Origin of the sequence: Planomonospora parontospora (assembly GCA_014647935.1) — a bacterium.
Lineage (GTDB): Bacteria > Actinomycetota > Actinomycetes > Streptosporangiales > Streptosporangiaceae > Planomonospora > Planomonospora parontospora.
Genome location: BMQD01000011.1, coordinates 193,880 through 219,793, shown reverse-complemented (window position 1 = coordinate 219,793; position 25,914 = coordinate 193,880). Strand labels below are relative to the sequence as shown.

The following is a 25,914-nucleotide window of genomic DNA, read 5'->3' as shown; positions in this document are numbered from 1 at the left end:
CCCGGTCCGCCTCCACCCCCGCCACGTCCACAACACCGCCGGTTCGTCCACAGAATCCCGTTCACCGCAGCGCGAGCGGCCTTCGCTGTTCATGCTTGCGCCTGTGATCTCCCGTTCCCTCCCTGCCCTGGCCCTTCTGCCGGCTCTCCTGGCCGCGTCTCCGGGCCCCACCGACACGACCCGTGCGACGGAGCGCGCGGCGGATCGCGTGACGGACCGGGCGGCCGCGTCCGAGCGCCCCTCCCCGAGCCCCGCGAGCGCGGAGCCCGCCGCGCCTGAACCGCCGGTCACGCCGGCGGAGACGCCCCGGAGCGGGCCGGCGGCCGCGTCGCGCTGGGCGTGGCCGCTCCCCGGCCGCCCCCGGATCCTGCGGGCCTTCGCGCCTCCCTCCCAGCCCTGGCTCCCCGGGCACCGGGGCGTCGACCTCGCCGCGCCCTCCGGCACCCCGGTCCACGCGGCGGGCCCGGGAACGGTCGGCTACGCCGGTCCCCTCGCCGGACGCGGTGTCGTCACCGTGCTCCACTCCGCAGGCCTGCGCACCACCTACCTCCCGGTCCGTGCGTCGGTGCGGCGCGGCCAGGTGGTCGAACGGGGCGAGGCCATCGGCACGGTCGAAGACGCGCCCGGGCACTGCCCGACCGGCTGCCTGCACTGGGGCCTGCTCCACGACCGGCGCTATCTCGACCCGCTGCTCCTCCTGGGCCACGGCCAGGTCCGGCTCCTGCCGCTGCCGCTGCCGACCGGCGGAGTCCCCTGACAGCACCGGTCCGCCCGCCCTCCCATCCGGAGTCCCCTGACGGCACCGGTCCGCCGGCCCTCCTACCCGGAGGAAGGCTTCTCCGGGCACAGGCGCCAGCCCCGGGAGGTCTTCTCGACGTACCCGGCGGCGGCCAGCCCGCCCAGGCAGGAGAGCACGGTCTGCAGATCGACACCCGCCTCCACCGCGATCACCGCCGGGCCCACCCCGGCCCGCGCGGGCACCGCCTCCAGGACCCGGCGGACCTCGGGAGCGAGCCGGTCGCGCGGGAGCACCGGACCTCTCGGCTCGGGAGCCAGGTCGCTTCCGATGGCTCCGACCAACTCGGCCATCTCCGCCGGGGTGGTGACGCAGGTCGCCGCGCCCTGGCGGATCAGCCGGTGGCACCCGGTGGAGGTGTCGGAGGTCACCGGCCCCGGCACAGCGGCCAGGATCCGGTTCAATGCGACCGCGTGACCGGCCGTGTTGAGCGCCCCGCTGCGCACGGCCGCCTCGATGACCACCGTCCCCCGGGCCAGCGCGGCGATGATCCGGTTGCGGACGAGGAAACGCGGCCGGGTGGGCCGCACCCCCATGGGACTCTCGCTCACCAGCAGACCCCGGGTCCGCACGACCTCGAACAGGTCGTGGTGCGCGCTGGGATAGGAGACGTCGGTGCCGCAGGCGAGCACGGCGACGGTGGGCGTGCCTCCTGCGAGAGCTCCGCGGTGGGCGGCGCCGTCGACGCCGTACGCACCTCCGGAGACCACCCCGTGTCCCCGCTCGCTGAGCCCCGCACCGAACTCCGCCGCGACATGCGCCCCGTAGGGAGTGGCGGCCCTGGAGCCGACGATCGCGACCGACCGGATGCAGGCGAAGCGCAGGTTCGCCTGCCCGTGCAGCCACAGGGCATGGGGCCGGGAGTCCAGCAGGTCGTCCAGCTGGGTGGGCCACTCCGGCTCGCCCGGCACGATCAGGCGGGCTCCCGCCCGCTCGCCCGCGGCCAGGTCTCCGGCGGGGTCCGCCGCCTCCAGCCGGGCCGCCCAGGCGGCGAGGATCCGGTCGAGCCGCGCGCCCGCCTCCCCTGTGCCTTCTGCCGAGCGTCCGCGCCGGGTGCTCGCGAACCACCGGACGAACTCCGGGTCCAGAGTCCCCCTCCGGACCTGCTCGACGGCCGCCTCCGGACCGCAGGAGGCCACGAGCCTGCCCATCACCGCGTCACCGGGCTCGGCCAGCCGCATCAACGTGACCCGTGCGAGCCGTTCCCTCACCGTTCCTCCCCCAGCCACAACCCGAGCGCCGCGTTGACCTCCTCGGCCCTGGGTCTGCCGCCGTCCTTCAGATCCGCCAGCGTCCAGGCGACCCTGAGCACCCGGTCCAGTCCCCGGGCGCTCAGCACGCCGTTGTCCAGGCATCTCAGCAGCGGTGACATCACCTTCGCCGGCAGTCGGTAGTCGGTGTGCAGGACCCTGGTGGGCACCTCCGCGTTGCGTCTCCAGGGCCTGCCCGCGAACCGCTTCGCGGCCCGTTCCCTGGCCAGGAGCACCCGCTCGGCCACCGTCCGGCTCGGCTCGATGAACCGCCGGTCGGCGAGCAGCTCCCGCCGGGTCGCCCGCACCAGCGTCACCTTGACGTCGACGCGGTCCAGCAACGGGCCGGAGAGCCGGGCCAGATAGCGGCGACGGGCGCTGGGGGAGCACCGGCAGGGCTCCTCCGGCCGGGACGGCTGCGCGCACGGGCACGGGTTGGCCGCCAGCACGAGCATGAACCTGGCCGGGAACGTGACCGAGCCCAGCGACCTGGACACCGTCACCCGGCCCGACTCGAGGGGCTGGCGGAGCGCGTCGAGGACGCTCATCGCGAATTCGGGGGCCTCGTCCAGGAACAGGACCCCTCCGTGGGCCAGCGAGACCGCACCCGGCCGGATCGCCCCGCTGCCGCCGCCGATGACGGCCGCGATGGTCGCCGTGTGATGCGGTGCCATGAAGGGAGGACGGGTCAGCATCGGCCGGTCGGCCGGGAGCGTCCCGGCGACCGAGTGGATCGCCGTCACCTCGAGCGCCTGGTCGCGTTCCAGGGCCGGGAGGAGGGTCGGGAGCCGTTCGGCGAGCATGGTCTTACCGGTCCCCGGTGCTCCCAGCATCCAGAGGTTGTGGCCTCCGGCGGCGCAGATCTCCAGGGCCCGGCGGGCGAAGGGCTGACCGGCCACGTCGCTCAGGTCGGGAGCGGCCTCGGCGGCTCCCGACCCTTCGGACGGTCCCGAGCCGCCCGGCCCGCCCGGTTCGCCTGGCGGTCCCGGACCGTCCCAGCCGTGCGAACCATCCGGGACGCCGGCTCCGCTCCCCTGGCCGGACCCGGTCCCGACGGCCGCCGGGACACCACCGGAACGGGGCGGGCCACCGGGGTCGTCAGCACGCAGCCAGCCCACCAGGTCGCCCAGCGCCCGGACCGGGACCACCGTCACGTCCGGCACCAGGCCGGCCTCGGCCGCGTTGCCCGCGGGGACGACGACCGTGCGGGCGCCGGCGACGACCGCGGCCAGCACGGCGGGGAGCACGCCCCGCACCGGTCTGACCGACCCGTCGAGACCGAGCTCACCGAGGAAGAACAACGGCGCGACCCGCTGCCTGGGCACGATCCCCGCCGCGGCGAGCAGCGCCACCGCGATCGCCAGGTCGAACATGCTGCCGCGCTTGGGCAGGCTCGCGGGGAACAGGCTGACGGTGATGCGCGCGTCCGGCCAGGCGTGACGGCTGTTGACCACCGCCGAGCGGACCCGGTCGCGCGCCTCGCTCAGCGCGGTGTCGAGCATGCCGATCAGATGCGTGCCCGCCACGCCGCTGCCGACGTCGGCCTCGACGTCGACCACGTGCCCGGTGACCCCGATCAGGCAGACGCAGCGTGTGCGTGCGACGGTCACTCACACCACCCCCGGGGCGGGGCGGACGATCCATGACAGCCCGGGGGCGTCCGGCCGCCCGGACGACGGTCCGCAGGGCACCCAGGACGGCCCGGAGGACGCGGAGAACGACTCGGAGGGCATCAGCACACCCCCCGCTCGTGGCGGATGACGAACTCCCCCGCGAAGCGCTCCAGCGCCACCACGTCGACCCGGACGGAGTCGAACCGCTCGCACCGCCCGCCCAGCCACCTACCGGCCAGCCCGCGCAGCCGGGCCAGCTTCGCCCCGGTCACCGCTTCGAAGGCGGTGCCGTGGCTCCGCCCGGAGCGGGTCTTCACCTCCACCACGACGAGTGCCCGCCCGTCCCGGGCGACCACGTCGATCTCACCGGCCCGGCACCGCCAGTTGCGATCCAGGATCTGCATGCCGTGCGCCTGCAGATAGTCGACGGCGATCTGCTCGCCGTGCCTGCCGAGCTCGTCCTTCGCGGCCATGGAACCACCTCCGGTTCCAGACCTTCGCGCAGCTCGCAGCCTCATGGTCCGCTCGAGCCTGATTCTGTGGACATCCGGCCGGAGGCGGGGGCGCCTGTGGAGAAGTCCTCAGCCGGAGAAGCCCTCCTTGGGCATCTCCAGGTCGGACTTGGCCAGCTCCTCGACGTTGACGTCCTTGAAGGTGACCACGCGGACGTTCTTGACGAACCTGGCCGGCCGGTACATGTCCCAGACCCAGGCGTCCTGCATCTTCACGTCGAAGAACACGTCGCCGTTCTCGGCCGTGCGGACGTCCAGGTCGACGGAGTTGGTGAGATAGAAGCGCCGCTCGGTCTCCACGACGTAGGTGAACAGGCCGACCACGTCGCGGTATTCGCGGTAAAGCTGCAGCTCCATCTCGGTCTCATATTTCTCGAGATCCTCTGCGCTCATACCGGTCCTCCTGTCACACGCCTTTCCGGCCCGCCCGATCAGGCGGCGCCGGCCCCCACTTCATTCTCGCCCATCGGTCCCGTCCGGCCAGACCTCGCCGCCCTCTCCACCGGAAGCGGGCTATCCGCCCTTGGTGAACGTCCTGGTGAACGTCTCCGGGGTGGAGAGGATAGCCGCCCGCGAGAACGGCCAGTAGATCGCGAAGGCCCGCCCGATCACGTCGTCCTCCGAGATCGTGCCGTCGCCCGCCTGCTCCTCCCAGTTGCGGGAGTCGCGGGACTGCGAGCGGTGGTCGCCCATGACCCACAGGCGGCCCTTCGGGACCACCTTCTCGAACTCGTCCCCGGAGGGGAGGTCGTCGGGGTGGATGTAGTCCTTCTCCTCGATCGGCACGCCGTTCACGGTGATCCGCTTCTGGGCGTCGCAGCACTTGACGGTGTCGCCGCCGATCGCGATGACCCGCTTGATGGTGTCCTCGCCGTCCCACCCCTTGAAGACCACCACGTCGCCGCGCTCGGTCGCGCCGTGCAGCTTGTTGACGACCACCCGGTCGTCCTCGACCAGGGTCTTCTCCATCGACTCCGAGGGGATCCAGAAGGACTGGAAGACGAACGCCTGGAGCAGCAGCGCCACGACGACGCCGGAGACCAGCAGGATCAGCGTCTCACGCAGGCTGCCCTTGCGGGAGGACCCGCTCCGGTCGCCGGGACCCTCGTCCCGCCCGTCGTCCGGGCCGGGCCTGCCCTCGTCCTCCGGCACGTCGTCCTGCTTGTTGTCGGGTTCGACTGTCATGGGGTACGGCTACCGCCTCGCACGTCGGCGACGACGCCACAGCACCAGCGGAACCGCCCCGGCGAAGCCGGCGAGGAGCGGGGTCGCCCCTCCCACGGCTGCGGCGGCGTTCAGCGCCGGCTGGCTGAACGTGTCGGGAATGGGGAGAATCGTGGCCCTGGAGAAGGGCCAGACGATGACGAACGCCCGGCCGATCACCTTGTCGATCGGGATCGTCCCGCCGCCGGGATCGCCCATGTGCTCGCGGGAGTCGAGGGAGACCCCCCGGTGGTCGCCCATGACCCACAGGCGGCCCGGCGGGACCTTGACCTCGAAGGGCTTCTGGGACGGCAGGTCGTGCGGGTAGAGGTACTGCCGCTCGTCGATGGCCACCCCGTTGACCGTGACGCGGTCCTTCGCGTCGCAGCACTTCACGACGTCCCCGGGGACGCCGATGACCCGCTTGATGTAGTCCTTCTCACCGGGCACCACGCCGAAGGCGGTGCCGACCCAGTGGAAGAAGGCCGCGAAGGGGTTGGACGGCTCCTCGATCTGCACCTCGCCGTCCCAGGAGTCCACGCCGGAGAAGACCACCACGTCGCCGCGCTCGATGTCCCGGACGTGGTAGACGAGCTTGTTGACCAGGACCCGGTCGTTCTTCAGGAGGGTGTTCTCCATCGACTCCGACGGGATGTAGAAGGCCTGGACGATGAAGGTCTTGATGAAGAGCGCGAGCAGCAGCGCGACGACCACCAAGACGGGCAGCTCCTTCCAGAAGGAGCCCTTCTTCTTGTCCTTGCCGCCCTTGGCGGTCTTCTTGGTGTCTTCCGCGACCACGTCCACCTCGTCCTCGACAGACCGGGGCGATTCCCCGCCGCTTGCCTGGCCCTCGTTAGTCATCGCTGACGAGCCTAGATGATGGCGGAGGCGCGATGGTCGAGGCCGCGGGTTAAGGGCCGCCCCTGATTGCATCAGCGTTGTCCCGTCTGCGCGCGTTCCGCCGGCTCCCGGCGGTACGGTCGCCCACGGAGATCGCGTGCCCGGACACGCGAACGGCCCGCCTCCCAGGGGAGGCGGGCCGGGACGGCGTCGCGTGCGACTAGCGGGCTTCGCGCTTCTCGCGGATGCGGGCGGCCTTGCCGCGCAGGTCGCGCATGTAGTAGAGCTTGGCGCGACGGACGTCACCGCGCGTCACGACGTTGATCTTCTCGATGACCGGGCTGTGGACCGGGAAGGTCCGCTCGACACCGACGCTGTAGCTGATCTTGCGGACGGTGAAGGTCTCGCGGGCGCCACCGCCCTGACGGCGCAGCACGAAGCCCTTGAAGATCTGGACACGGGAGCGGTTGCCCTCGATGACCCGGACGTGGACCTCGAGCGTGTCGCCGGGCCGGAAGTCCGGGACGTCGCTGCGGAGCGTGGCCTTCTCGAGCTCGGTGATCAGCGTGTGCATGACAGTGGTACCTCATTTACGCGAGCACGCGGAGGTCCACCCGGCCGCGACGGGGCGGCATCGTGATGGACGCACATGCTGGACTGATGTGTCGGTCGTGAAGCCGGGAGCTGCGACCCGGCGGCGCGCGCCGGCCTGCGGGCAGTCCGCGGCAATGGTTCAGTGTGCCATATTCTCGCGGTCCACCGGAAATCCGAGCTCCTCCAGGAGCAGCCGGTCGTGCTTGTCCATGCTCTCCGGATCGAGCTCGGCCAGCAGCTCGGGGCGGTTCTTCGCGGTACGGCGCAGCGCCTCGTCCCGCCGCCAGCGGGCGATCCTCCCGTGGTGGCCGGAGAGCAGGACCTCGGGGATCTCCCGGCCCCGCCACTCGGGCGGCTTGGTGTAGACCGGGCCCTCCAGGAGGTTCTCCATGGCCCCGGGCGCGAACGAGTCGTCCACCGCGGAGCGGGCGTTGCCCAGCACCCCGGGGAGCAGTCGTCCGACGGCCTCGACCATCACCAGCACCGCGGCCTCGCCTCCGGCGAGCACGTAGTCGCCGATGCTGACCTCGTCCACCCGCAGGCGCGAGCCGTACTCGGCCATGACCCGGGAGTCGATGCCCTCGTAGCGCGCGGGGGTGAACAGCAGCCACGGCTCCGCGGCGTACTCCATGGCGAGCCGCTGGGTGAAGGGCACGCCGCTCGGCGTCGGCACGATGATCCGCGGCCGGGACCGCGGATCGGCGGCGAGCACGTCGTCGATGGCCTCGCCCCACGGGCCGGGCTTCATGACCATGCCGGGGCCGCCGCCGTAGGGGGTGTCGTCCACGGTGCGGTGCACGTCGTGCGCCCAGTCGCGGAGCTGGTGCAGGTGGACGTCGAGGATGCCGCGCTCCCTGGCCTTGCCGATGAGGGAGACGTCGAGCGGGGCGAAGTACTCGGGGAAGATCGAGATGACGTCGATGCGCATGGTCAGGCCATCTGGTCCGGGTCCAGCAGCCCCGGCGGCCCGTCCACGAGCAGGGTCCCCGCCTCGAGGTCGATCTCCGGGACCAGCGCCTTCACGAACGGCACGTAGACGTCCGCGCCGCCGCGCCGTACGACCAGCAGGTCCTGGCCGTGGTGGAGCACGTCGACGACCTCGCCGGCCCGCTCCCCGTCGGGGGTGACGACCGTGAGGCCGATGAGCTGGTGGTCGTGGAACTCGTCCGGGTCGTCGGAGGGCGGGACGTCCGCCGAGTCGACGACGAGCACGGTGCCGCGGAGGCCTTCGGCCCCGTCGCGGTCGTCCACGCCCGCGAAGCGGACCAGCAGGGTCCCGGAGTGCCAGCGCCGGGACGCGACGACGAGCGGACCGGCGGACGCGGGGTCGGTGGCGAGCACCGCCCCGGAGGCGAAGCGGCTCTCCGGGTCGTCGGTGCGGACCTCGACGGTCACGTCGCCGCGGAGCCCGTGCGGACGGCCGATCCGGCCTACGACAAGCTGCACGCCCGTCTCCTGAATGTCGTGTCGAAAGAAAGCAGACGGGTCACCCACACCGGTGGGTGACCCGTCCGCTCGATGGATCTCGTGTCGGCCGGGGCCTAGCGGGCCTCGTCCAGGTCGAGCAGGTCGACCCGGATGTACTTGCCGTCGCCGAGGGCGTTCACCACCGTGCGGAGCGCCTTCGCCGTACGGCCACCGCGGCCGATGACCTTGCCCAGGTCCTCGGGATGGACCCGGACCTCAAGCACCCGCCCGCTGCGGATGCGGCGGGCGTGAACCTGGATGTCGTCGGGATGCTCGACGATGCCCTTCACCAGGTGCTCGAGGGCCTCCTCGAGCATCTCAGGCCTCGCCTTCCGGCTTCTCCTCGGCGGCGGCCGGCTCGACCGGGGTCTCGGCGGCGGCCTCTTCGGCCTTGGGAGCGGCCTTCTTGGCCGACTTCTTAGGCGTGGTGGCGGCGTCCAGGGACAGCGCCTCCTTGGCCGCGGACTCGTAAGCGGCGTGGCGGTCGGCCTTGGGCTCGGCGACCAGGAGCGGAGCCGGAGCGGGCTCGCCCTTGAACTTCTGCCAGTCACCGGTGAGCTTGAGGAGCTTCAGCACCGGCTCGGTCGGCTGCGCGCCGACACCCAGCCAGTAGGCCGCCCGCTCGGCGTCGATCTCGATGCGCGAGGGGTTCTCCTTCGGGTGGTACAGGCCGATCTCCTCGATCGCCCGGCCGTCACGCTTGGTGCGGCTGTCGGCGACGACGACGCGGTACTGCGGGTTGCGGATCATGCCGAGCCGCTTGAGCTTGATCTTGACTGCCACTGGTGTGGTCTCTCCTGCATTAGAGCGTGGGTCAGCGGCGTCTCGTCGAGTGGGGCGCGAAGAGCCGGCCGCTGCAGGGACAGGCGCGACCGGCGGGGGTTAGAGGGCGCCCGCGTGGTCACGATGTTCCAACATGCAATTGTGCCAGACATCTGGGGATGCCCGGCCAACCGATCCCCTTCTTCCGTGTCCGGAAAGGGGAAAGTCCTCGGGCGGGCGCCCCGTGGGGTCACCCGCACCGCGTCATCCGGGCGTCACTTGGGCCGGACGCCCAGGAGCTCCAGCGCCGCGATGGTGATGAAGCCCACCATGATGACCAGCCAGATCCAGCGGGCGCGCCCGTGGAACCTGTCGTCGCCGTCGTCGCTCATCACTGCCCCGGAAGCTTGAACTTGGAGGGGTCGAAGCCCGGCGGCAGCTCCAGGCCGGGAGGGAGCTGGCCGGCGCCCAGGTTGCCGAGGGCACCGCTCATGTCAGGGCCCGCATCAGGAGTCTTGGCGCCCTTGCCGAGCGCGGCCTTGCGCGGGTCGCCGCTGACGCGGCGGCCCTTGGCGGCCTTCTTCTGCGCCGCCTTGGCGGCCTTGCGCCCGCCTGGCATCCCGGGGATGCCCATGCCGCCGGCCATCCGCTTCATCATCTTCTGGGCCTCGAAGAACCGGACGACCAGGTTGTTCACCTCGGTCACCGTGACGCCGGACCCCTTGGCGATGCGCTCGCGGCGCGACCCCTTGATGATCTTCGGGTCCTGCCGCTCGCCCGGGGTCATCGAGCGGATGATGGCCGCGATCCGGTCCAGGTCGCGGTCGTCGACCTGGTTGATCTGGTCGCGCATCTGCCCCATGCCGGGCATCATGCCGAGGAGGTTCTTGATGGGCCCCATCTTGCGGACCATCATCATCTGCTCGAGGAAGTCCTCCAGCGTGAAGCCCTCACCCGAGGTGAGCTTGCCCGCCATCTTGGCGGCCTGCTCCTCGTCGAAGGTCTTCTGCGCCTGCTCGATCAGGGTGAGGATGTCGCCCATGTCGAGGATGCGGGAGGCCATCCGGTCCGGGTGGAAGGCGTCGAAGTCCTCGAGCTTCTCACCGGTGGACGCGAACATGATCGGCTTGCCGGTGATGTGCCGGACCGAGAGGGCCGCGCCGCCGCGCGCGTCGCCGTCGAGCTTGGTGAGCACCACCCCGTCGAAGCCGACGCCGTCCATGAACGCCTGGGCCGTGGAGACGGCGTCCTGGCCGATCATGGCGTCCACGACGAACAGGACCTCGTCGGGCGTGACCGCGTCGCGGATGTCCGCCGCCTGCTTCATCAGCTCCTGGTCGATGCCCAGGCGGCCGGCGGTGTCGATGATGACGACGTCGTGCTGCTGCCGGCGGGCGTGGTCGATCGACTGGCGGGCCACGGCGATCGGGTCGCCGACGCCGTTGCCCGGCTCGGGGGCGTAGACCGCGACCCCCGCCCGCTCGGCCACGACCGAGAGCTGCTGGACCGCGTTGGGCCGCTGGAGGTCCGCGGCGACCAGCAGCGGGGTGTGGTTCTGCTCCCGCAGCCAGCGGGCGAGTTTGCCCGCCAGCGTGGTCTTACCGGCGCCCTGGAGACCGGCGAGCATGATGACGGTCGGCGGGGTCTTCGCGTAACGGAGCCGCCGGGTCTCACCGCCGAGGATCTCGATCAGCTCGTCATTGACGATCTTGACGACCTGCTGGGCCGGGTTCAGCGCCTGGGAGACCTCGGCTCCGCGGGCGCGCTCCTTGACCTGGGCGACGAACGTCTTGACCACGGGCAGCGCGACGTCGGCCTCGAGCAGCGCGATGCGGATCTCGCGGCACGTCGCGTCGATGTCGGCGTCGGAGAGCCGACCCTTGGATCGGAGGGAGGAGAAGACCGATGTGAGCCGGTCGGAAAGCGTCTCGAACACGTGATTGGCCAGCCTCTGCGCTACAGGTCTGCGACTCGACCTCCCAGCCTATCCGCTGACGGCCGCACCCGGCGCCCCGGTGAGGCGCCGCCGGGCCGCGCGGCGGCGAGGGAGGGGATCCGGCGTCCCTAGCGGCCCCAGCCCGGGACGGCCATCCGCACCGTCAGAGCGTGCTCGACCAGCATGATGAGCGTGCTCTTCACCGCGTCCCGGGAGCGCGCGTCGGTCCGCGAGATCGGGATGTTCGGGGCGAGCGTCAGCGCCTCCCGCACCTCCTCCTCGCCGTGCGGGTGGGTGCCGTCCCAGCCGTTGAGCGCGACCACGAAGGGGAGCTTGGCCTCCTCGAAGTAGTCGATCGCCGGGAAGCTGTCGGCCAGGCGGCGGGTGTCGACCAGCACGACCGCGCCGATGGCGCCGCGGACCAGGTCGTCCCACATGAACCAGAACCGGTGCTGCCCGGGCGTGCCGAACAGGTACAGGATCAGGTCCTGGTCCAGGGAGACCCGGCCGAAGTCCATGGCGACCGTGGTCGTGGTCTTGTTGGGGGTGAGGCCGACGTCGTCGATGCCGGCGCTGGCGTCGGTCATCACCGCCTCCGTGGTCAGCGGGAGGATCTCCGACACCGCACCCACGAACGTGGTCTTTCCCACGCCGAAGCCACCGGCGACGACGATCTTCGTCGAGGTGAGGCCGGCACCCCGGTTAGAGCCTGCGAAGTCCACTGAGCACCCTTTCCAGCAGGTTGAGATCCGGCTTGCCCGCGTTCAGCTGCGGCTGATGCAACTGGACCAGCCCCTCTGCCGCCATGTCCGCGACGAGGATCCGGGTGACGCCGAGGGGGATGCGGAGCATCGCGGAGATCTCAGCGACCGAACGCACTTGCCGGCACAGGGCGCTGATCGCCTGATACTCCGGAGTGCGGGTGGATAGATCATGGTGAATCGAGGTCGCCGAGGAGACCAGCGCCTCCATGGCGAGCTGGGTCCGGGGGGCGGTCCGCCCCCCGGTCACGGCGTAGGGGCGGACCAGGGAACTCTGCTCCGCCGGCGCCGGCTGCACGTGATGCGACGGACCGCCCGGCTGCTGCACGTGCTGCCCGGGGTAGCCGGGACCGCCCGGTTGCTGCACGTGCTGCGCGGGCATGCCCGGCTGCGCGGGGTAGCCGGGGCCACCCGGCTGCATGCGGGCGTCGTCCATCGACCGGTGGGGCGGCCCGCCCAGCGGGTCGCCCTCACCTGGCCATCCGCGGCCTGCCACGGCGTCCTCCTAGGGCGGTGTCCGCCGCGGCGCCGACGCGCCGCGGCCCGGATGCTGACCGATCTCTTCCCTCGTCTCTCATGCGCGGGCTCCTTCGGCTCCGAAAGGGAAGTGCCCCGGTGCGCCCGTTCGGGTCGTCACCGGGGGTGGGAGGCCTGGAGTTCGGCGCGGACGGCCGGCGTCAGCACCTGGCCGGCCCGCTCGACGAGCAGGGTCATCTGGTAGGCCACCAGGCCCATGTCGCAGTCGGGCGAGGCGAGCACCGCGAGGCAGGAGCCGTCGCTGATCGACATGATGAGCAGCAGTCCCCGCTGCATCTCCACCACGGTCTGGGTGACCGCGCCGCCCTCGAAGACCCGGGAGGCGCCCTGGGTCAGGCTGAGCAGTCCGGCCGCGACCGCGGCCAGCTGGTCGGCCCGGTCCCGGGGGAACCCGTCCGAGTACGCCAGCGGCAGGCCGTCCGTCGAGACCACGACCGTGTGCGCAACGCCTGGGACGTTGTTCACGAAGTCGGTGATCAGCCAGTTGACCCCCCGAGCGGCCTGGCTCAGTTCGCGCACCGGTCATCCTCCTCGGTCATCGTCATGGGCTCGCTCACCGCTCCTCCCTGCTTCCTTCAACGTCCCGGCCGAAGCCGGGATACGCCTGCTCCTCGGAGGCCTCTCCCCTCGCGACCGCCCGGCCCTGCCGCACTCCCTTCTGGAAGCTCGCCAGCCGGTTGCGCACCGCCTCCGGGGAGACGGTCGGCCGGAGCGCGGGGGCCGGCGGAGCGCCGCCCGCGTCGGGGGCGACCGTGCCGGGCACGAGGTTGGCCTTGGGCACCCGCTTGGGCAGGCCCGCACCGGTGACCCCGCCGAGCGCCGGCTCGCTGGCCGCCCGGGCCGCCTGCCAGCCGGCGTCCGCCGGCGAGGACCAGGCGGACCCGCTCGTCTGGGCGGGGGCCGCGGGCACCGGGGAGTGGAGCGCGGCCGTCTCCTGCAGGTCCGCGCCCGGGCCGGGCGCGGAGTCCGCCGCGGCGGCGGCCGGCTCGGCCTTCCTGAACCAGTCGGACTCCACCGCCGCGAAGATCGGCAGGAACTCCTCCCGCTCCTCCTCCAGCGCGGAGGGCTCGCGCACCACCGGCAGGGGGCCCGTGTTGTCCGCCTCGGCGTCGAACGTGCGGCGCGCCTGCGCTCCCGCGCCCGGCCGCGTCCCCTGGCGCGGGTCCGGCCACACGCCGGTGTCCCCGCGCATGGGCGCGCTCGGCCACGATCCCGGGCCCTCCTGGGAGGTCGTCGGCCAGGCCGGGCCGACACCCGGTGCCGGCACGTGCCCGGGCCAGGGGGTGTCGACCGGCGCCCGGCCCAGGTGGCCCTCCGCCGTGAAGGAGCGCCCGTCCCCGAAGGAGGAGGTCTGCCCCGCGTCGAACGAGGACTGCACGGCGTCGAACGGCGAGCGCCCGTCCCCCGCGAACGAGGACTGCGAGGCGTCGAAGGAGTTGAAGCGCGCTCCCGCGTCGAAGGAGTTGAAGGCCTGCTGCGCCGCCTCGAAGGAGGCGAACGCGGGCCGGGAGGAGTCCAGCGAGACCGGGCTGGCCATCACCGCAGGCCGCTCCGCCGAGGGCGTCGGGGGCGCCTGCGCGCCCCAGTCGCCGCCGTGCGCCCCGGGCTGCGCTCCCGGCATCTGCCCGGTGGGGGCGAGCAGGTTCTCCGGGAGGAGCACCATCGCCGTCAGGCCTCCGCTGTCCTGCTGGCGGAGCTGTACCCGGATGCCGTGGCGCAGGGCCAGGCGGCCGACCACGAACAGGCCCATCCGGCGGGAGACCGAGACGTCCACCACCGGGGGGTTGGCCAGCCGCCAGTTCGCCTGCGCCAGCTCCTCGCCGGTCATGCCGATGCCGAGGTCGGTGACGGACACCATCACGCCGCCGCCGTCGATGCGGTTGCTCGACACGATGACCTTCGTCTCCCTCGGGGAGAAGGAGATCGCGTTCTCGACGAGCTCGGCGATCAGGTGGACGACGTCGTTGACGGACGTGCCCGCCACGGAGACTCCGCCGGACAGCCGCAGGTCCACCCGCTCGTAGTTCTCGACCTCCGACAGCGAGGCGCGGACCACGTCGATCAGCGGGACCGGCTGGCTCCACCGCCGCGCGGGCTCCTGCCCCGCGAGGACCAGGAGGTTCTCGCTGTTGCGGCGCATGCGGGTGGCCAGGTGGTCCAGCCGGAACAGGCTGCCGAGTCGGCCCTCGTCCTGCTCGCCGTGCTCCAGGCTCTCGATGAGGGCCAGCTGGCGCTCGACCAGGGTCTGGCTGCGCCGGGAGAGGTTGACGAACATGGCGTTGACGTTGCTGCGCAGCGTCGCCTCCTCGCCCGCCAGCCGTACGGCCTCGCGGTGGACCTCGTCGAAGGCCCGGGCCACCTCCCCGATCTCGTCGGCCGAGACCACGCCGATGGGCTGGACCTCCACCGAGGTGACCTCGCCCCGCTCGCGCATGCCCTGCACGGTCTCCGGCAGGCGCTCTCCCGCGATGGACAGCGCCTCGGTGCGCAGCCTGCGCAGCGGCTTGACGAGGGAGCGGGCCACGATCGCGGTGACGACCAGGACCATGAGGAGCAGCAGCGCGGTGAGGCCCGCGGTGATCAGCGCGCCGCGCTGCTCGGTCTCCTGGAGCGCGCGGCTCTGCGCGATGACGGTGTCGGCGATCCGCTTCTCGACCTCGCGCATGCGGTCGACCGTGTCGGAGGCGGCGTCGAACCAGATCGCCTGGTCTCCGGCCCCGGACCGGGACACGTCGACGCGCAGGAGCGGGGCCTGCTCGTTCGCCAGCACCAGGGCGCGCAGCCGCATCGACTCCGCGCGGTCCTTCTTCTGGCTGCTGACGGTGTCGTCGAACAGCTGGCGCTGCGCGACCGTCGCCTCGGACTGGAAGGTCACGAGCTCGCTGTCCCGCTCGGCCCGGGCGGCGACGAAGGCGTCCAGGCCCTCGGAGGTGAACCTCCGCTCGGCGAGGGCCACGGCGAGGATCGCCCGTTCCGCGGAGGCCCTCTCCTTGGCCCGGGCCAGCGCGGCGAACGCGTTCGCGCTGCCGGCCAGCCCCTGGTCCGTGACGCCCTGGACGATCTCGTCGTGCAGGGCCAGCAGGTTGTCCAGCGTCCGCGAGTACATGGCGATCGTGGGCTGGGCGGGGAGCCGGGTCTTCGTCGCGGTCTCGCGCATGCTCTTGAGCTCGTCGATGCGGTTGCGGATCTGGGCGAGCTCGGCCCTGCCGCGGTCGCCGAAGTCGTCGGCCTGCCCGCCGCCGAGGATGAGGTCGATGCGGTCGCCGACGTCACCGGCCGCCCGGTCGACGGCCTCGTACTGCTCCTGCAGCTTCGCCAGGGCGGCGCTCCCGCGCCCCTGCGCCACGAAGCGGGCGGACAGGTCGCGTTCCTCCTCCAGCTCGTGCGCGAGCTCGCTGATCTCGGCGGTCAGCTCGGCGCCGGCGCGCACCCGCTCGTACTCGGCGGCGCTGCTGAGCGAGGTGACCGTCCGCAGACCGCCCAGGACGATCGCCGCCATGGTCGGGATGGCGATGAGCGCGATCAGTCGCGACCGCACCCGCCAGTTGCGGAGGGCCAGCTTCCTGTCTCTCTTCACGTTGCCGCCGGCCTCGGTGCCGGGCACCCGATCGCCCTGCGGCGGTTCCCCCGGAGCGGCGGCGCCCGGCCTCGGTTCGCGTTCGCTGGGGGTTGACGCTGTCCTCACTGGCCTCCGCTGCCTCTCCTCGGATCGTCTGCTTAGAGGGGGGATCGCGTCACAACGGTTGATACGCATGTGACGCCGACGCATCCATGGGGTAGGGGTTATTGGAGCACAGCCGGATGAGTTCGGCCAACGGCGCATAAGTCGCGGATTATCCGTAACCCCCACATGTCATCCGCAACCGGACAACAACTCTCCGTCTCGCCGGGCAGGGTCGGGCAGAACCGGGAATTTCCCCTTCAGGCACCCCATCCGCTTCCGCCAAACCCCGACAAGGGTCCATAAGGACGATAAAAGACCTTTTATGCCCATTTGACCATATGGACCGATATTTGTTATTTGGTTCATCCTCTCCGCTACTCTGATCCGCGATCGACATCCCCCTTGATCACCTGCCTCACGGGACCACCTCCGCGCCGCCCGCTGCTTCGGCGAGTCCCGCCAGGGCGGATCAACGCAGTGAATGGAGACCCCATGAGGTTCAGACTTGCCGGACGGGCCGCCGCGGCGGGACTCGCCGCCGTGCTGGCGCTCGCCGCCTGCGGCGGATCGGACCCGGAGACCACGGCCGCCGCGGCGCCCGGCGGGGCCGGCGGCCCGGAGAAGACCCAGCTCACCATCGGGGCCCTGCCCATCCCCGACTCCGCCGCGCTCTACATCGCCAACAAGCGGGGCTTCTTCGCCGGAGAGGGCCTGACCGTGAAGATCGAGCCGATCCAGGGCGGCGCGCAGGCGCAGCAGAGCCTCCTCGGCGGCTCCCTGGACGCGACGCAGACCAACTACGTCTCGACCTTCCTCGCCGTCTCGGCCGGCAACAAGATGAAGATCATCTCTGACCTTTACCAGGCGACGCCGAACTCCTTCAACCTGATGGTCGCCAAGGACTCCCCCATCAAGACCCCGGCCGACCTCAAGGGCAAGAAGGTCGCCGTCAACAGCCTCAAGAACATCGGCACGCTGGCCGTCACCTCGGTGCTGAAGACGCACGGCCTCACCGCCGAGGACGTGCAGTTCCTCGAGTTCCCCTTCCCCGACATGGCGGGCCAGCTGGAGAAGGGCGTCGTCGACGCGGCCTGGATGACCGAGCCGCACCTGACCGCCGCCGCCACCAAGATCGGCGCCCAGAAGCTGGCCGACACCATGACCGGCCCGACCGCGGACTTCCCCATCGCCGGTGTGATCGTCACCGAGAAGTTCGTGAACGAGAACCCCAAGACCGTCGCCGCCTTCCAGCGCGCGGTCGCCAAGGCCCAGCAGATCGCCGCCTCGGACCGCAAGGCCGTCGAGGAGATCCTGCCGACCTACACCAAGATCGACGCGGCCACCGCGGCCGTCATCACCCTCGGCACCTTCCCCACCAGCCTCGACGAGACCCGTCTGCAGCGGGTGGCCGACCTGATGGTGGAGCAGGGGTACCTGAAGAGCCCGATCGAGGCCAAGACCATCCTCCCGGGCGCCAACGGCTGATGACCGGGCGCTCCCTGCTCGACAACAGACCGCTCTGCGGCGCCGTCGGCGTCGCAGGGCTGTTCTGCCTGGTGGAACTCGCCGGACGGACCGGGTTCATCGACCCGATCGTGTTCCCGCTGGCCTCCACGATCGCCGGCCGCGCGGCGGCGCTCGCCGCCGACGGGGACTTCCTCGCCGACGTCGTCTCGACCCTGGGCGCCTGGGCCGCCGGCCTCCTGCTCACCGTGCTGGTCGCCGTTCCCGCCGGATTCGCGCTCGGCACCATGCCCCGCGTGGAGTCGGCGCTCCGGCCCGTCCTGGAGTTCCTCCGGCCCATCCCTTCCGTGGCCCTGATCCCGCTGGCCCTGCTGCTGTTCTCCGACAGGTTCGACATGAAGATCGCGGTGATCGTCTACGCCGCCTCGTGGCCGGTCCTGATCAACACGATGTACGGCCTCAAGGACGTCGACCCGCTGGCCAAGGAGACCCTGCGCAGCTTCGGCTTCGGGCCGCTGGCGGTGCTGTGGCGGGTCTCGCTGCCCAGCACCGCGCCGTTCATCGCCACCGGCGTACGGCTGGCCGCCTCCATCGCGCTCATCCTGGCGATCAGCGCCGAACTGCTCGCGGGCGGCGCCAGCGGCATCGGCACGTTCATCATCGAGGCCGGGAGCAGTCCCGACGCCCTGGAGTTCATCGTCGCCGCCACCATCTGGGCGGGCGTCATCGGGATCGTCTCCAACACCCTGTTCACCCTGGTGGAGCGGCGGCTCTTCCGCTGGCACCTCGCCCGGACGGAGGGCGCCCGGTGATGCGCGTCCTGCGCGGCCTCGGCCGCCTCTGGCTGGTCCCCGTCGTGCTGGTGGCCTGGGAGGCCGCCACCCGCGCCGCCGAGGACAACTTCTTCCCCCCGCCCACCGCGATCGCGGTCCGCATGCACGAGATGTGGCTGTCCGGCCCGCCCGAACGGCTCTGGCTCACCGACGCGGCGGTGGAGAACATCCCGACGAGCGTGGGCAGGCTCTTCGCGGGCTGGCTGCTCGCCGGCGTGATCGGGATCGCCCTGGGCCTCATGCTGGGGCGTTCCCCGGTGCTCTCCCGGTTCCTGGACCCGATCATCGAGTTCGGCAGGGCCATCCCGCCCCCCGCCCTGCTCCCCTTCTTCCTGGCCCTGTTCGCCGCCGGCGCGCAGATGCAGATCGCCACGATCGTGTTCGGCATCATCTGGCCGATCCTGCTCAACGCCGGCGACGGAGCCCGCCACGTCGACCGGCAGCACCTGGAGACGTCCCGGGTCTTCGGGTTCTCCCGGAGCCAGCGGCTGCTCCGCGTCATCCTGCCCTCCGCGATGCCCAAGATCTTCGCCGGCCTGCGGCTCAGCCTCTCCCTGGCCCTGATCCTGATGGTCATCTCCGAGCTGGTGGGCAGCACCAACGGAATCGGCTTCCAGCTCCTGGACGCCCAGCGGTCGTTCGACCTGCCCGGCGTGTGGGGGACCATCGTGGTCCTCGGTGTCCTGGGATACGTGCTCAACTCGGCCTTCCTGGCGGCCGAGCGACGCTTGCTGTCCTGGCACCGGGCCGCCAAGCAGACGATATGAGGACCCGCCGTGCTTGAGATCTCCAACCTGACCCACACCTACGGCAGCGGGCCGGGCGCCCACCACGCCCTCGGCGGCATCGACCTGAAGGTCGCCGAGGGCGAGCTGGTCTGCATCGTCGGCCCTTCGGGGTGCGGCAAGTCCACCCTGCTGCGCTCCATCGCCGGGCTCCTGCGGCCCACCGGCGGGAAGGTGGTGCTGGGCGGCACCGCCGTCGACCGGACCCCGGACGACCTGGCCGTGGTCTTCCAGGACTACAGCCGCTCCCTCTTCCCCTGGATGTCCGTGGCCGACAACGTCTCCCTGCCGCTGCGGCGCAAGGACATGGACAAGAAGCAGCGCCGGAGCGCCGCCATGGAGGCCCTGGAGCAGGTCGGGCTGGAGGGCGCCGCCGCCAAGTATCCGTGGCAGCTCTCCGGCGGCATGCAGCAGCGGGTGTCCATCGCCCGCGCGCTGGCCTACCGCCCCTCGCTGCTGCTGATGGACGAGCCCTTCGGCTCCGTCGACGCGCAGACCCGCGAGGACCTCGAGGACCTCACGCTGCGCGTGCGCAGCCACCACAACATGACCATCCTGCTCATCACCCACGACATCGACGAGAGCGTCTACGTGGGCGACCGGGTCGTGGTCCTGTCCAAGGCCCCCGCCCGGATCGTCGGGGACCTGCGGGTCGACCTGCCCGCTCCGCGCGACCAGATCACCACCCGGGAGCACCCCGACTTCGTGCACCTGCGCGCCGAGGTCGGCCGGCTGGTCCGCGGCATGCGGAGCCAGTCCGCCCCCGCCTCCTGAACCGCTCCCCGGTACGGCTTCCAAGAGATTCCCGAGAGAGAGGACCGTCAATGGACGACCCGCAGGCGCCGGTCTGGGACGTGATCGGCGGGGTGTCCCGCTTCGCCGCCCTGGCCGCGATGGCCGAGCTGGGCTGCGCCGACCACCTGCGCGAGGGCCCGCTGAGCACGGGCGAGCTGGCGGCCCGCTGCGGCGCGGACCCGTCCGCCCTCGGCCGGGTGCTGCGCCAGCTCGCCTCGATGGGGTTCGTCTCGGCGACGGCCCCGGGCGTGTACGGGCTGACCCCCGCGGGAGCCGTACTCCGCAGCGACGTGCCCGACTCGATGCGGGCCGCCGTCCGGATGATCGGCGAGGAGGGCTTCTGGTACGGCATGGGCGCGCTTCCGCGGACCGTGCGCACCGGCGGGTCCGCCTTCGCCGAGCGGCACGGCCCGCTCTACGGCTACCTCAGGGACAACCCGGCCGCCGGGCGGCTGTTCGACGAGTACATGGTGGCCCGCGCCTGGCCGTTCGCGGAGGCCGTGGCCTCGCGCTACGACTTCTCCGGCGTGCGCACCCTGGTCGACGTGGCCGGCGGCAAGGGGCACATCCTGGCCGCCGTCCTGAAGGCGCATTCAAACGTGCGCGGCGTGCTGTTCGACCAGGAGGCCGTGGTCCCGGGCTCGCGGGAGTTCTTCGCCGAGGCCGGTCTTGAAGACCGCTGCGAATGCGTCGCGGGCGACTTCTTCGTCTCCGTGCCCTCCGGCGCCGACGCCTACCTGCTGGGCAGCGTGATCCACAACTGGTCCGACGAGGACGCGGTGCGGATCCTGCGCAACGTCAGGAGCGCGATGGCCGACGACGGCCGGGTGCTGCTGGTGGAGCTGGTCGTGCCGGACGACGACAGGCCGCACATCAGCAAGGACGTGGACATGCGGATGCTCGCCCTGTTCGGCGAGGGGGTGGAGCGCAGCACGTCCGAGTACGCCGAGCTGCTGGGCAAGGCCGCCCTCCGGTTCGAGCGGCAGATCGAGCTGCCCGGCGGAGCCGCCGTCGTCGAGGCCCTGCCCGTGTAGGGCCCGGGCGAAGGCGCCCGCGGGGCGTCCGTGCAGGGGCGCCCGCGTGAGGGCGTCCACGTGAGGGCGTCCACGTGAGGGCATCCGCGTGAGGACTCCGGCCCGCCGCGCGTGAGCCGGACGGCTCCACCGCACCGGCCGGCGGCGGGAGGCTCCCCACCGCCGGCCCTCCTTCCCGGAGAATGCGCGGGTCGCTCCCGGAGAATTCATGAACATTTCCAATTCCCGGAATGCAGAACCGGAGAAAGTCCGCCATTCCGCGACGCAGGACGGCGGACCGGAGCCCGCCGCGCGGACGCACCCGCCCGCCGCCCGTGCCTCCGGAACGCCTGGCGCCGCGTCCGGGAGGAGAATTCACCCGCCGCCCGGATCCACGGATCCGGAACCGCTCGAATGCGCGGATCCGGAATAGCACGGATCCGTGGATCCGGAATCACCCGGATTCACGGATCCGGTGCCGTCCGGCCGGAGAACGATGGAATCCGGTGGCCGAGGCGGCCGCCGTACCGCGATTTCCCTTTCGGGGCCGCCGCCCGCCCGGAGCCCGATTCCGGATCGGACGGCGAATGCGCGGCGGAAAGGGCCGTGCGCCTCCCGTTTCCTTTCCGCACCGCTCCCGGGTCCGCCGGCGGGGACCGGGTCAGCCGCGGGTGACGCTCCACGAGGCCCGTTCGTTGAGGAATCTGACGTCCGTGTCGGTGATCCGGCGCTGCGCGGCGGCCATCTCCGCCAGTTCCTCCGACGTGAGCACGTCGGCGATGTCGTCGAACCCGTCCGGCGCCCGCTCGGTGACCAGCGCGATGGTCTTCTCCATCGGCAGTTCCCGGTGGGCCAGCACCAGCTCGCCGGTGACGGGCCGGCGCTCCGCCTCGTAGGCGGCCAGCCCCGCGACGGGATCGGCGGCGACGGCCAGTTCCCTCGCCAGGATCCGGGCGTCCAGCACGGCCTGCGAACCGCCGTTCGCGCCGATGGGGTACAGCGGATGCGCGGCGTCCCCCAGCAGGGTGACCCGGCCCCGGCCCCACCAGGGGAGCGGGTCCCTGTCGACCATGGGGTACTCCAGGATCCGCTCGGAGGCGGAGATGAGCGCGGGCACGTCCAGGTAGGGGAAGCGCCAGCCCTCGAAGTGCGGGAGCACGTCCTCCAGCCGGCCCCGCCTGGACCAGTCGGCGGCCGTGACGGGACCGGGTTCGCCGGTCAGCACCTCGGCCACCCAGTTGATCAGCACCCGCCCGCCGCCCCGCCGGGCGATGGGGTAGACCACGAACTTGGCCGACCGGTTGGAGCCCGCGACGACCTGCGTGGCCCCGTCGAGAAAGGACTCCCCCTCGGCCGTGCCCCGCCACATCCGGATGCCGTTCCACAGCAGCGGCCCGCCGTCCGGGTGCAGGCGGGCGCGCACCACCGAGTGGACGCCGTCCGCGCCCACCAGGACGTCGGCCGTCTCCTTCCGGGTCTCGCCGGTGCGCACGTCGCGCAGCGACGCCGTGACCCCGGTCCCGTCCTGCTCGAAGTCCTCCAGCGAGAGACCGGTGCGGACCGCACCGGGACCCAGGCGTTCGCGCACCGTCGCCAGGAGCGTCATCTGCAGCTCGCCGCGGTGGACGGCGTACTGGGGCCAGTCGTAGCCCGCGATCGTCCCGCGGGGCAGCGGGAGGATCACCCCGCCGTACCTGTCGGTGAACGTGAAGTAGTTCATCGAGATGCCGAGTCCGGCGAGCTCCTCCCCCAGGCCCAGTTCGGTCAGCTCGCGCACCGCGTGGGGCTGCAGGTTGATGCCGACGCCGAGCGGGCGCGGCTCCGTGACCGCCTCGGCGACCGTGCAGTCGATGCCCGCGGCGTGCAGGCTCAGCGCGGTGGCCAGTCCTCCGATGCCTCCACCGATGATCAGTACGCGCATGTCTTCCCCGGTGTCCGTCGGAGGCTCACGCCGCCTCCCGTGCGTTCAGGTGCCAGCCGAGCGCCCGCCGCTCCACCGCGACGAAGGCGGCGTTGAGCAGGTATCCCAGCAGGCCGAGCAGCATGATCCCGGCCCACATCTCGGGCAGTTCGAAACTGCGCTGGGCTCCGATGAGGAGGGATCCGATGCCCGCCGTACTGCCGACGAGCTCGGACAGGACCATCAGGATCAGCGCGATGCCCAGGCTGATCCGGAGCCCCGCCACGATCTTCGGTGCGGCGCCGGGCAGGACGACCCGCAGCAGCCTGCGGCCGCCCCGCACCCCGAAGACCTCGGCGGTGTCCAGGTGGAGCCGGTCCACCGTGCGGACGCCGTCGACGGTGTTGAGCAGCACCGGCCAGACGACGCCGGAGACGATGGTCGCCACCTGCATGGGCGTGCCGAGGCTGAAGACCGCGACGTAGAAGGAGAGCAGGGTGGGCGGGGGGATCGCCCGCCCGAAGTGGACCATCGGCTCCACGTAGTCGGACAGCCGGCGCGAGAGCCCGAGCGCGACACCGACCGCGACCCCGGCGACGCAGGCCAGCACCCAGCCGCCGAACAGGTTGTACAGGCTGTGCCCGAAGTCCTCCAGCGCGTCCTCGGTGAGGAAGAGCCGGCTCGCCGGGCCGGAGAACCACAGGTCGTGCATCGTGACGGCGATCTCCGACGGCGGCGGGAAGTAGCTCTCCCCGACGATCCGGGTGACCGCCTCCCAGCCGGCGAGCAGCAGCGCCGCGAGCCAGAGCCGGGAGAACAGCCCCCGCACGACCTGACCGGTCCCGCCCGCCGTACCGGGCCGCGGGCTCATGCCGCCGCCCTTCCGGTGCGCGCGAAGTGCCAGCGGAAGGCGCCCTGCTCGACCTTGACCAGCAGGGCGTTCACCAGGAGGCCGAGCGTCCCGGCCCAGACCGCGCCGGCCAGCGTCACGTCGGTGTTGCCCCCGGCGCTGCCCGCCTCGATGAGGAAGACGCCCAGGCCGCTCGTCCCGCCGCTCAGCAGCTCGGCGCCCACCACCACGACCAGCGCGATGCCCGCGGCGACGCGCACACCGGTCGCGACGAACGGCGCGGCGCTGGGCAGCGAGACCCGCCACAGCACCGCCAGCGGCCCGAAGCCGAAGCTGCGCAGGGTCTCCTTGGCCAGCGGGTCCACGTCGCGCAGGGCGTAGAGGGTGTTGAGCAGGATGGGCCAGGTCGCGGCGTAGAAGATCAGGGAGACCTTCATCTCCGTCTCCGACCCGAACAGCAGGATCGCCAGCGGGATCAGCGCCACCGAGGGGATCGGGCGGAGGAACTCCACCACGATCCGGCTCGGCACGCTCAGCCACGGGACCGATCCGAGCACCACGCCGGCCGCGACCGCCGCCACGAGGGCCAAGGCGAGCCCGACCAGCCAGGCCAGCACCGTGTCCGCCATACCTGCGAGGAACACCGGGTCCCCCGCCAGCGTGACGGAGCGGACCAGCACTGCGGACACGGGCGGGACGAGCTCCGGGTCGACGACCTCCAGCCGGGCGGCCGCCTCGGCCAGCGCCACCACCGCGCAGACCCCGGTCACCCCGCGGACGGCACGGGTTCCGATCATTTTCCGGCGAAGATGAGGTCCTGCGCCTTGAGCGGCGCGTCGAGGAGGCCGTACTCGTGCATGCTGTCGGCGACGCGCTGGAGGCGGGTGGCGTCCAGCGTGGTGGGGAAGGCGCCGATGGCGAGGCTGCCGGCCGCGGTCGCGGGGATCTTGGTGTACTTCGGGATGACCGCGACCACGTTGGCCCGGTCGGCCGCCAGCTCCTGGGCCTTGCTCATCGCCCGCTGGAACGCCGCCACGGTCTTGGGGTTGGCGGCGACGAACTCCGAGGTCGCCGCGTAGCCGGCGATCGGGAAGTCCGCGGTCGGGCCCTGAGAGGTGTCCCAGACGACCCGGGCGCCGATGTTCTGCGCGATGAACGTGCCGAACGGCTCGACGACCTGGGCCGCGTCGACCGTGCCTGCCTTCAGCGCGCCCTCCATCTCCGGGAAGGGGAACTCCGCGAAGTTCTTGTCCTCGTCGAGCTCGATGTTGTGCGCCTTGCCCGCGACGCGGATCAGCATCGTGCTGATGTTGCGCTTGGTGTTGACCGCGATGGTCTTGTCCTTGAGGTCGGCGACCGTCTGGATCGGGCTGTCCTTGGGGACCATGATCACATGCGTCTTCGGCGCGCTCTGGAAGCCGTCGGAGACGATCTTCAGGTCGATGGCGCCCTTGGCCGTCGCGCTGAAGAACGAGACGTAGTTGCCGAAGCTGATGTCCAGGCTGCCGCCCTTGAGCTTGGGGATCGCCTCCGCGCCGCCCGCCAGTACGCTCGGCTTGACCTCGAGGCCCTCGGCCTTGAACAGGCCCTTCTCCATCGCGATCTGCAGCGGGGCCGTGTCGACGACCGGCATCGTGCCGACGTTGATCGTGGTCTTCTCCAGGCCGGCGCCGCCCGCGGAGGCCCCGGACGCCCCGGAGGCCGTGGTCGGCTCATCGGCGCCGCCGCACCCGGCGACCGCCATCAGGGCCAGCGTCAGCAGACCGACGAACGACGAACGGAGTTTCATGCGTCCTCCAGGAGGAAAGCGGAGAAGGCCGGCCGGCACAGGGCGGCGGCCTCCGGAAATGGCGGGATCACAGAGCGGGGAATGTCGATTAAATTACCCCCGCCACTCTAGTATCAAGTCCCCCTCTTGGTGCATAACTTGATGATGTGGAGAAAACATCCACAAAACGGTCAAGCAATCCTGGATGAACCCCGGCCCGACCGCTCTTCAATCGCAGTTCAACGAGTACGGCTTCCGAAATCCCCCCGCCGGGCCGCCGCCCCGGCTCGGATCCGCCCCGCGAGCGGGCGGCCGTTTCCCCGCCCCGCGCCGCCGGACCGCAGATCAGCGGACCGGCCCTGCGGTGTCCGGCTCGGCCGGCATCGGACGCTTTCCGGGGCGCCGCACTTCCGGTCCGGTTCTTCCGAGGCTTCCCCGTACGCCTCACGGCCCTTCCTGCGGAAATCCGAACGGCACGGGGGCACCCGGGACCGGAAAACCGCCGTCCTTTCCTGGATGACCGTTCAACAGACGCCCGTACCGCACTCCTCACATAACAGGTGGTGAGGAG

The 25,914-nt window shown here is 71.7% G+C and carries 26 protein-coding genes; 6 read left to right on the top strand and 20 right to left on the bottom strand.

Translation table 11 applies throughout. The annotated features are described in order from the left end of the window. The first annotated feature begins 208 nt into the window (after positions 1–208). Positions 209–757 (top strand): murein hydrolase activator EnvC family protein, encoded by a 549-nt coding sequence (locus tag IEZ07_RS18995; protein ID WP_239320111.1) that lies wholly within the window; start codon positions 209–211, stop codon positions 755–757. A 62-nt stretch (positions 758–819) separates the two neighbouring features. On the opposite strand, the gene dprA is transcribed toward IEZ07_RS18995, so the two are convergent. The 16 genes from dprA to IEZ07_RS18915 form a co-directional block, all read right to left on the bottom strand. Next, positions 820–2,007: a DNA-processing protein DprA gene (gene dprA / locus IEZ07_RS18990; RefSeq protein ID WP_239320113.1), complete on the bottom strand. Its 1,188-nt coding sequence runs from the start codon at positions 2,005–2,007 to the stop codon at positions 820–822. Then, positions 2,004–3,656, bottom strand: a complete 1,653-nt coding sequence (locus tag IEZ07_RS18985; RefSeq protein WP_191895949.1) for a YifB family Mg chelatase-like AAA ATPase — start codon at positions 3,654–3,656, stop codon at positions 2,004–2,006. Before IEZ07_RS18985 ends, dprA begins: the two co-directional genes overlap by 4 nt. A 122-nt stretch (positions 3,657–3,778) precedes the next feature. Then, positions 3,779–4,132, bottom strand: coding sequence for a YraN family protein (locus IEZ07_RS18980; RefSeq protein ID WP_068895100.1), 354 nt, complete (start codon positions 4,130–4,132; stop codon positions 3,779–3,781). Between the two features lie 108 nt (positions 4,133–4,240). Continuing rightward, positions 4,241–4,564, bottom strand: a complete 324-nt coding sequence (locus tag IEZ07_RS18975) for a DUF2469 domain-containing protein (RefSeq protein WP_068895098.1) — start codon at positions 4,562–4,564, stop codon at positions 4,241–4,243. Positions 4,565–4,684: 120 nt separating this feature from the next. Beyond that, complete coding sequence (lepB, locus tag IEZ07_RS18970; protein WP_191895948.1) at positions 4,685–5,356, bottom strand: signal peptidase I; 672 nt, start codon at positions 5,354–5,356, stop codon at positions 4,685–4,687. A gap of 9 nt (positions 5,357–5,365) precedes the next feature. Then, positions 5,366–6,235: a signal peptidase I gene (gene lepB / locus IEZ07_RS18965; RefSeq protein ID WP_191895947.1), complete on the bottom strand. Its 870-nt coding sequence runs from the start codon at positions 6,233–6,235 to the stop codon at positions 5,366–5,368. 199 nt (positions 6,236–6,434) lie between these two features. Then, a complete protein-coding gene (rplS, locus tag IEZ07_RS18960; protein ID WP_068895094.1) occupies positions 6,435–6,788 on the bottom strand; it encodes a 50S ribosomal protein L19 in 354 nt (117 codons plus the stop codon). A gap of 159 nt (positions 6,789–6,947) precedes the next feature. Beyond that, entirely contained in the window at positions 6,948–7,736 is a 789-nt protein-coding gene (gene trmD / locus IEZ07_RS18955; RefSeq protein ID WP_068895092.1) for a tRNA (guanosine(37)-N1)-methyltransferase TrmD, read from the bottom strand. Between the two features lie 2 nt (positions 7,737–7,738). Next, positions 7,739–8,254, bottom strand: coding sequence for a ribosome maturation factor RimM (rimM, locus tag IEZ07_RS18950; protein ID WP_191895946.1), 516 nt, complete (start codon positions 8,252–8,254; stop codon positions 7,739–7,741). Between the two features lie 95 nt (positions 8,255–8,349). Next, positions 8,350–8,592: an RNA-binding protein gene (locus tag IEZ07_RS18945; protein ID WP_068895088.1), complete on the bottom strand. Its 243-nt coding sequence runs from the start codon at positions 8,590–8,592 to the stop codon at positions 8,350–8,352. Position 8,593: 1 nt separating this feature from the next. Next, entirely contained in the window at positions 8,594–9,058 is a 465-nt protein-coding gene (gene rpsP / locus IEZ07_RS18940; protein WP_068895087.1) for a 30S ribosomal protein S16, read from the bottom strand. Positions 9,059–9,428: 370 nt separating this feature from the next. Beyond that, positions 9,429–10,973 (bottom strand): signal recognition particle protein, encoded by a 1,545-nt coding sequence (gene ffh, locus IEZ07_RS18935; protein WP_068895085.1) that lies wholly within the window; start codon positions 10,971–10,973, stop codon positions 9,429–9,431. 128 nt (positions 10,974–11,101) lie between these two features. Continuing rightward, complete coding sequence (locus tag IEZ07_RS18930; protein ID WP_191895945.1) at positions 11,102–11,695, bottom strand: GTP-binding protein; 594 nt, start codon at positions 11,693–11,695, stop codon at positions 11,102–11,104. Beyond that, on the bottom strand, positions 11,676–12,116 hold the full coding sequence (locus IEZ07_RS18925) for a DUF742 domain-containing protein (RefSeq protein WP_239320117.1): 441 nt from the start codon (positions 12,114–12,116) through the stop codon (positions 11,676–11,678). Before IEZ07_RS18925 ends, IEZ07_RS18930 begins: the two co-directional genes overlap by 20 nt. 251 nt (positions 12,117–12,367) lie before the next feature. Next, positions 12,368–12,790 carry a roadblock/LC7 domain-containing protein gene (locus IEZ07_RS18920; RefSeq protein WP_068895081.1) on the bottom strand — a complete coding sequence of 141 codons (423 nt, stop codon included), beginning with the start codon at positions 12,788–12,790 and terminating at the stop codon, positions 12,368–12,370. Positions 12,791–12,824: 34 nt separating this feature from the next. Continuing rightward, positions 12,825–15,848 carry a sensor histidine kinase gene (locus IEZ07_RS18915; RefSeq protein ID WP_191895943.1) on the bottom strand — a complete coding sequence of 1,008 codons (3,024 nt, stop codon included), beginning with the start codon at positions 15,846–15,848 and terminating at the stop codon, positions 12,825–12,827. 579 nt (positions 15,849–16,427) lie between these two features. Here IEZ07_RS18915 and IEZ07_RS18910 point away from each other — a divergent pair. Genes IEZ07_RS18910 through IEZ07_RS18890 form a run of 5 tightly spaced genes read left to right on the top strand, consistent with a single transcriptional unit; the run spans position 16,428 to position 20,846 of the window. Beyond that, positions 16,428–17,420, top strand: a complete 993-nt coding sequence (locus IEZ07_RS18910) for an ABC transporter substrate-binding protein (protein WP_191895942.1) — start codon at positions 16,428–16,430, stop codon at positions 17,418–17,420. Continuing rightward, positions 17,420–18,211, top strand: a complete 792-nt coding sequence (locus IEZ07_RS18905; RefSeq protein ID WP_068895075.1) for an ABC transporter permease — start codon at positions 17,420–17,422, stop codon at positions 18,209–18,211. Before IEZ07_RS18910 ends, IEZ07_RS18905 begins: the two co-directional genes overlap by 1 nt. Further along, positions 18,211–18,999: an ABC transporter permease gene (locus IEZ07_RS18900; protein ID WP_191895941.1), complete on the top strand. Its 789-nt coding sequence runs from the start codon at positions 18,211–18,213 to the stop codon at positions 18,997–18,999. Before IEZ07_RS18905 ends, IEZ07_RS18900 begins: the two co-directional genes overlap by 1 nt. A 9-nt stretch (positions 19,000–19,008) precedes the next feature. Then, entirely contained in the window at positions 19,009–19,791 is a 783-nt protein-coding gene (locus tag IEZ07_RS18895; protein ID WP_191895940.1) for an ABC transporter ATP-binding protein, read from the top strand. 50 nt (positions 19,792–19,841) lie between these two features. Beyond that, positions 19,842–20,846: a methyltransferase gene (locus IEZ07_RS18890; RefSeq protein WP_068895070.1), complete on the top strand. Its 1,005-nt coding sequence runs from the start codon at positions 19,842–19,844 to the stop codon at positions 20,844–20,846. Positions 20,847–21,486: 640 nt separating this feature from the next. Here the strand turns inward: IEZ07_RS18890 and IEZ07_RS18885 are convergent. The 4 genes from IEZ07_RS18885 to IEZ07_RS18870 are packed head-to-tail and all read right to left on the bottom strand — an operon-like array spanning position 21,487 to position 25,364. After that, positions 21,487–22,746 (bottom strand): flavin-dependent oxidoreductase, encoded by a 1,260-nt coding sequence (locus IEZ07_RS18885; RefSeq protein ID WP_191895939.1) that lies wholly within the window; start codon positions 22,744–22,746, stop codon positions 21,487–21,489. A gap of 25 nt (positions 22,747–22,771) precedes the next feature. Continuing rightward, positions 22,772–23,596 carry an ABC transporter permease gene (locus tag IEZ07_RS18880; protein ID WP_191895938.1) on the bottom strand — a complete coding sequence of 275 codons (825 nt, stop codon included), beginning with the start codon at positions 23,594–23,596 and terminating at the stop codon, positions 22,772–22,774. Then, entirely contained in the window at positions 23,593–24,372 is a 780-nt protein-coding gene (locus tag IEZ07_RS18875) for an ABC transporter permease (protein WP_191895937.1), read from the bottom strand. Before IEZ07_RS18875 ends, IEZ07_RS18880 begins: the two co-directional genes overlap by 4 nt. Then, entirely contained in the window at positions 24,369–25,364 is a 996-nt protein-coding gene (locus tag IEZ07_RS18870) for an ABC transporter substrate-binding protein (protein ID WP_191895936.1), read from the bottom strand. Before IEZ07_RS18870 ends, IEZ07_RS18875 begins: the two co-directional genes overlap by 4 nt. Positions 25,365–25,914: the final 550 nt, after the last annotated feature.

Excerpts from the sequence above, each read along its gene's own strand:
- IEZ07_RS18980 (WP_068895100.1), bottom strand. The coding sequence starts at position 4,132 with ATGGCCGCGAAGGACGAGCTCGGCAGGCACGGCGAGCAGATCGCCGTC.
- IEZ07_RS18975 (WP_068895098.1), bottom strand. The coding sequence starts at position 4,564 with ATGAGCGCAGAGGATCTCGAGAAATATGAGACCGAGATGGAGCTGCAG.
- lepB (WP_191895948.1), bottom strand. The coding sequence starts at position 5,356 with ATGACAGTCGAACCCGACAACAAGCAGGACGACGTGCCGGAGGACGAG.
- lepB (WP_191895947.1), bottom strand. The coding sequence starts at position 6,235 with ATGACTAACGAGGGCCAGGCAAGCGGCGGGGAATCGCCCCGGTCTGTC.
- rplS (WP_068895094.1), bottom strand. The coding sequence starts at position 6,788 with ATGCACACGCTGATCACCGAGCTCGAGAAGGCCACGCTCCGCAGCGAC.
- trmD (WP_068895092.1), bottom strand. The coding sequence starts at position 7,736 with ATGCGCATCGACGTCATCTCGATCTTCCCCGAGTACTTCGCCCCGCTC.
- IEZ07_RS18945 (WP_068895088.1), bottom strand. The coding sequence starts at position 8,592 with ATGCTCGAGGAGGCCCTCGAGCACCTGGTGAAGGGCATCGTCGAGCAT.
- IEZ07_RS18925 (WP_239320117.1), bottom strand. The coding sequence starts at position 12,116 with ATGCCCGCGCAGCACGTGCAGCAACCGGGCGGTCCCGGCTACCCCGGG.
- IEZ07_RS18910 (WP_191895942.1), top strand. The coding sequence starts at position 16,428 with ATGAGGTTCAGACTTGCCGGACGGGCCGCCGCGGCGGGACTCGCCGCC.
- IEZ07_RS18905 (WP_068895075.1), top strand. The coding sequence starts at position 17,420 with ATGACCGGGCGCTCCCTGCTCGACAACAGACCGCTCTGCGGCGCCGTC.
- IEZ07_RS18900 (WP_191895941.1), top strand. The coding sequence starts at position 18,211 with ATGCGCGTCCTGCGCGGCCTCGGCCGCCTCTGGCTGGTCCCCGTCGTG.
- IEZ07_RS18890 (WP_068895070.1), top strand. The coding sequence starts at position 19,842 with ATGGACGACCCGCAGGCGCCGGTCTGGGACGTGATCGGCGGGGTGTCC.
- IEZ07_RS18885 (WP_191895939.1), bottom strand. The coding sequence starts at position 22,746 with ATGCGCGTACTGATCATCGGTGGAGGCATCGGAGGACTGGCCACCGCG.
- IEZ07_RS18880 (WP_191895938.1), bottom strand. The coding sequence starts at position 23,596 with ATGAGCCCGCGGCCCGGTACGGCGGGCGGGACCGGTCAGGTCGTGCGG.
- IEZ07_RS18875 (WP_191895937.1), bottom strand. The coding sequence starts at position 24,372 with ATGATCGGAACCCGTGCCGTCCGCGGGGTGACCGGGGTCTGCGCGGTG.
- IEZ07_RS18870 (WP_191895936.1), bottom strand. The coding sequence starts at position 25,364 with ATGAAACTCCGTTCGTCGTTCGTCGGTCTGCTGACGCTGGCCCTGATG.